This is a genomic window from Sphingomonas bacterium (assembly GCF_903644055.1).
GTDB lineage: Bacteria > Pseudomonadota > Alphaproteobacteria > Sphingomonadales > Sphingomonadaceae > Sphingomonas_I.
Window position 1 is genome coordinate 1 of sequence record NZ_CAHJXD010000228.1, and the last position, 4997, is coordinate 4997.

Genomic DNA, 4997 nt, shown 5'->3' on the forward strand with positions numbered 1-4997 from the left:
CCCAGCCAGCATATTGAATCAGAAAATCAGCCCAAACGGAATCCCTCGCGATTCAACCGGGTCGATTTCGACTCTAGCCTAGAGCAGGATGATTTTAGATTGACCCACTCCTCCGCTCATCCTGAGTAGGATCGAGCTTGTCGAGAGCCGTATCGAAGAACATGCCCCGTACTTCGATACGAGCCCTCGATACGCTCCTACGGAGCTACTCGGTCTCTACTTAGCATGAGCGGGTAAGGCTAAAATCACCTGCTCTAGCGTCAGGCGCCGGCCGTTGCCGCGGCCTTCTCCCACAGGTTCGCATCGGCGCTCGGGAGGAAGCCCGAATCGCTATTGCGCCATTCGACGACGACGTTGCGATGCGCGAACTGCCAGCGGCCGTCGCGCTTGATCAATCGATCGATGTAGCGGCCCGCATGATCGAGCCCGCATTGCGAAATCACCGTGAAATAGGTGATCGCCCGCGCGTGCGTCTCATCCTCCATATCGATGAAGCAGGTTCCGAGATGATGGCGCTGCAAAAGCGGGGTGCCGGCATCCCGCGCCGCCCGCAACGTGCGAAGCGCCTTTTCGATCGCGTCGCGCCCCTGCCAGCGCCCGGTCGCGATCTCGAAGATGCCGTCATCGGCATAGCAGGGGATCAGATCTTCGTAGCGGCCATTGTCGCCCGCGTCGGTGTACTGCGCCAGCGTCTTGCGGATGCCCTCGCGGGCCAGCATCTCGTCCAAGGTCATTGTTGCGCCGGCATCGTCACGGCTGGTCGCGCTTCGGCTCCGGGCCGAGATCGTCGTCCTTGTGCGGGTCCTGCAGGAAGCTACGCAGGCGGCGATGGAAATTGGCGATCGCACGTTCCTGCACCGGGCTCGTACGCGCGCCCTTGAAGCCGCGCGAGCGCAGACCCTTCTGGACCTTCGGCATATTCTCGAAATCCTGCGTGTAGATCAGCGGGTAGTTGCCGTCGCGCCAGTCCGCGTTGAACTCCTGCTTCACCTCCGGCTCCTCGCCCGGCGGATAACGTTCCAGCGACCATGTATCGAAATAGCATTTCTCGGGATCGCTGCCGTGCGGGCGCATCCGATACCAGAGCACCGCCTCGATCGCCGGGTGGAGGAAGACGGTGTTGGGGAAGACGTGCCAGTCGAAGCCGGTCTCCGCCATATATTCGGGCGTCAGCCCCTCGGGCCAGCCCGCGCCGCTCTCCATGGCGCGCTGGTAGATGCCCTCGCCCCATTTGGTGAGGACCTCGACGGGACTCGCATCGGCGGGCAGCTCGCGCAGCGCCTGGATTGACTGGAACGCACGCTCGGTCTGCATCGCGGCGAGGTCGTTCTTGAACTGCTTGCCATATTCGTAGAGATATTCGCGGAAGTCCGGCTCCTGCTCGAGCGGTTCGAGCCGCGCCGAGCGGCCTATGGGCAGGCCCGTGCCGAACTCGTAGCTCATCCAGCCGTGACGGCCCATCGCGCGGCTGGTCGAATAATCCTTGGTGTAGGTCAGCATCTGCTGGTGCGTGGTCTGGACATGGTAGAACTCGGTGAACGCCTCGACCACCGTCTTCCAGTTCGCCTCGACGATCGTCGACTTGTACCAGGCGAAGCGGAGCTTCTCGAACTCCATCTTGTCGCACCTGGACTTCATCGGCTCGAGGAACGCGTCGAGCGGCTGGCACTCGGGGTCCATGTTGATCCAGACCCAGCCGCCCCAGGTGCCCGCCTGCACGGGGGCGAGGTCGATGTCCTCGTCCTTGAGGCAGCTCCCCCAGTCGTGACGATCGACCACCTTCGCGTTCCGGCCGTCGAGGCCGAAGCGCCAGCCATGGAACGGGCAGACGAACTGCTTGGCATGGCCGCAGCCGGTGGTGAGGAGGGTGCCGCGATGCGGGCAGGCGTTGTGCAACGCCTTCACATCGTCGTCGCCGGCGCCGGTGCGCACGACGATGATCGAATCGGTCAGGATCTCGTAGGTATAATAATCGCCCGGCTTCGGGATCTCCTCGAGCCGGCAGGCGATCTGCCACACCTTGGGCCAGAGATTCTCCGCCTCCGCCGCCGCGAAGGCGGGATCATAATAATCCCCCTTCGGCACGAAATCGTCGCGAACGTCATCGGGCGAGAAGGGCGACACAGCCATCGGTCGTCTCCAGGAACGACCGGCACGGCCTTGCCGTGCCGGAACAGGTTAAGCGGGAACCGGGATCTTGGCGGGAGCGAGCGCCCGGATTGCCGCCTCGACTTCTCCTATCGAGGGCAGTGATGCGGTCTCCAGGGGTTGCGAGAAGGGAACCGGCGCATATTTCGCGCCGATACGCTTCACCGGCGCACGCAGGGCATCGAACAGCCGTTCGTGGATCGCGGACGAAATCTCCGCGCCCGGGCCGAATGCCTTCACCGCTTCATGCACCACCACCGCCGCGCCGGTCTTCCTGACCGAGGCGAGGATGGTATCGAGATCGAGCGGGGAGATGGTGCGCAGATCGATCAGCTCGATCTCGATCCCTTCGCCGGACAGCTTCTCCGCCAGCGTGGCGATGGAATTGACGATCCGGCCATAGGCGATGACGCTCACATGCCCGCCCTGGCGGATGACGTTCGCCTTGCCGATCGGGATCTTCCTGCCCCGCTCCGGCGCAGGGCCGGGAGTGAACAGCGACGGCAGCGTCTCGATGAAGATGCACGGATCGGGATCGTCGATGCACGACAGCATCAGGCCATAGGCATCGGCCGGGCAGGAGGGCAGCACCACCTTCAGGCCGGCGGTATGCGCGAACCAGGCCTCGAGATAATCGGAATGCTGCCCGCCGTTGGAAACGCCGGCGCCCGTCATCGTGCGAACCACGATCGGAACGCTGGTCTGCCCGCCGGACATGAAGCGCAGCTTGGCGGCATGGTTGACGATCATGTCCGATGCGACCGTGAAGAAGTTCATCAGCATGATCTCGGCGACCGGCTTGAAGCCGATCATCGCGGCGCCGATCGCAGCGCCCATGATCGCCTGTTCCGAAATCGGCGTGGATTTCACCCGATCGGTGCCGAAGCGCGTCGAAAGCCCCGCGGTCACGCCGCAGACGCCGCCGCCTTCCTTGTCGGCGATATCCTCGCCGAGCAGCAGCACGGTCTCGTCGGCTTCCATCGCATCGGCCAGCGCGGCGTTGACCGCCTGGACCATCGTCATCTTCTCGGTCATTCGACCACCTCATAGGCATAGACGTCGCGGCGGACTTCGTCCGCATCGGGGAAGGGGCTGTCGAGCGCGAACTGGAGCGCGGCGTCGATCTCGTCCTTGTGCTTGGCCTCGATCGCGGCGAGCTCGTCCTCGCCGGCGTGGCCGCCGTCGATCAGGAAGCTGCGATAGAAGGGATAGGGATCGTCCTTCAGCCGCTCCTCCTTCTCGCCGGGGTCCATATATTTGTCGTCGTCGCCGAAGACATGGCCGAAGAAGCGGAAGGTCATCGCCTCGATCAGCGTCGGGCCTTCGCCGGCGCGCGCGCGCTCGATCGCGGTCTTGGCGACTTCGTACATTTCGAGCGGATTGTTGCCGTTCACGCGCACGCCGGGCATCGAATAGCTGTCCGCGCGCCGCGCGATCTCGTCTATGGCGGTGCACGCCTCGGTCTTGGTATGCTCGGCATAGCCGTTGTTCGAGCATACGAAGATGACCGGCAGCTTCCAGATCGAGGCGAGGTTGAGGCTCTCATGGAAGGCGCCGATGTTGGAAGCGCCGTCGCCGAAATAGGCGATCGTGACGGCATCGTTGCCCTTGAGCTTGGAGCCCCAGGCAAGGCCGTTGGCGATCGGCATCGTCGAGCCGACGATCCCCGTCGTGACCATCACGCCGCTTTCGGGATGGGTGATGTGCATCGGCCCGCCCTTGCCCTTGCAGGTGCCCGTGACGCGCCCGGCCAGTTCGGCCCAGAGCTTGTCGACCGGGCAGCCCTTGGCCAGCGAATCGTGTGTGCCGCGATAGATGGTGCAGATGAAGTCGGTATCGCGCAGCAGCGTCGATATCGCGGACGGTATCGCCTCCTGCCCGCGCACCGAATAATAGGGCATGACGAGACGGCCGGACTTGATCACCGCGCGCATTCTCTCGTCGTTCTGCTTGAGCAGCGACATCTTCGTGAAGATATCGAGCATCGTTTCCTTGGTCGGCAAGCCCACCGGATGTCGCCTCCTGTGACGAGCGCGGACGCGCCCTATTTCGATTGCGGCGACGCTATGGGCGGTCGTTCCGATCGTCTTGATGGCGGGCGACAATCTTGGGAGATCGCGCGACATTGGAAGCCGTGAGGACGGCAGGCAGGCGGTGGCCGGGCGGCGGGTCGCTTGCGGTCCAGCCAGTGTCGCCCGCCATCAAGACGGCGGCCGAACATCGCCCGTAACCTCGATCTTCTTTCCTTATGCCGGGCGAACGCATGGGCGGATCGGGCCAATATCATCCCACGATCGAGCAGCGCGAGCTGATCGCGGACTTCCAGCGGCCGCTCGAAGAGCTGCTGCCCGTGGCACGCCTCCACCTCGACAAGTCCGGCGAGACGCGGGATCGCTGGGCCGGGATCGCGGAGCTCGGCCTGTTCGGAATCGCGCTTTCCGAGGAGGCCGGCGGCGCCGGGCTCGGCGCCGCCGAGCAGGCGCTGCTCGCGGAGCGGCTGGGCCGCCAGCTCGCATCCCCCACATTGATCGCGACGGCGATCGCGGTCCATTGCGACGATCCCGCCATCGCCGCCGGCGTGGCGGCGGGGGAAGTCCGCGTCGCCGCCGGATATCGCGGCGGCGGCAAGCTCAGCCTGCTCGATCCCGGCGACGCCGAATTCGTGCTCGTGCTGGAGAGTGACGAAGCGGTGCTGATCCGGATCGAGGACGTCGAAGCGGCGCAAGGGCTGTTATGGGCCAGCGCGCTGGCGCGGGCCGATGCGGGCGCGCCGGTGGCGCGGCTGGATGGGCAGGAGCTGCGGCGCGCGCGGCTGATCCTGGCGGCGACGTTGTGCGGCATCGCCGGCG

5 protein-coding genes are annotated in these 4997 nt (G+C 64.9%); 1 reads left to right on the top strand and 4 read right to left on the bottom strand.

Features of this window, described 5'->3' with window-relative positions:
- Positions 1-260: 260 nt before the first annotated feature.
- Genes HUU94_RS10110 through HUU94_RS10125 form a run of 4 tightly spaced genes read right to left on the bottom strand, consistent with a single transcriptional unit; the run spans position 261 to position 4133 of the window.
- On the bottom strand, positions 261-734 hold the full coding sequence (locus tag HUU94_RS10110; protein ID WP_174274960.1) for a nuclear transport factor 2 family protein: 474 nt from the start codon (positions 732-734) through the stop codon (positions 261-263).
- 16 nt (positions 735-750) lie between these two features.
- The gene (locus tag HUU94_RS10115) at positions 751-2130 is read right to left on the bottom strand and encodes an aromatic ring-hydroxylating oxygenase subunit alpha (protein WP_174274961.1); all 1380 of its coding nucleotides are present in this window, start codon (positions 2128-2130) and stop codon (positions 751-753) included.
- A 48-nt stretch (positions 2131-2178) separates the two neighbouring features.
- The gene (locus HUU94_RS10120) at positions 2179-3183 is read right to left on the bottom strand and encodes an alpha-ketoacid dehydrogenase subunit beta (protein WP_174274962.1); all 1005 of its coding nucleotides are present in this window, start codon (positions 3181-3183) and stop codon (positions 2179-2181) included.
- Positions 3180-4133 carry a thiamine pyrophosphate-dependent dehydrogenase E1 component subunit alpha gene (locus tag HUU94_RS10125; protein WP_217429603.1) on the bottom strand — a complete coding sequence of 318 codons (954 nt, stop codon included), beginning with the start codon at positions 4131-4133 and terminating at the stop codon, positions 3180-3182. The genes HUU94_RS10120 and HUU94_RS10125 overlap by 4 nt, the downstream gene beginning before the upstream one ends.
- Before the next feature lie 263 nt (positions 4134-4396).
- Between HUU94_RS10125 and HUU94_RS10130 the strand changes: the two genes are divergently transcribed.
- A partial coding sequence (locus HUU94_RS10130) for an acyl-CoA dehydrogenase family protein (protein WP_174274964.1) occupies positions 4397-4997 on the top strand: 601 nt, incomplete at its 3' end.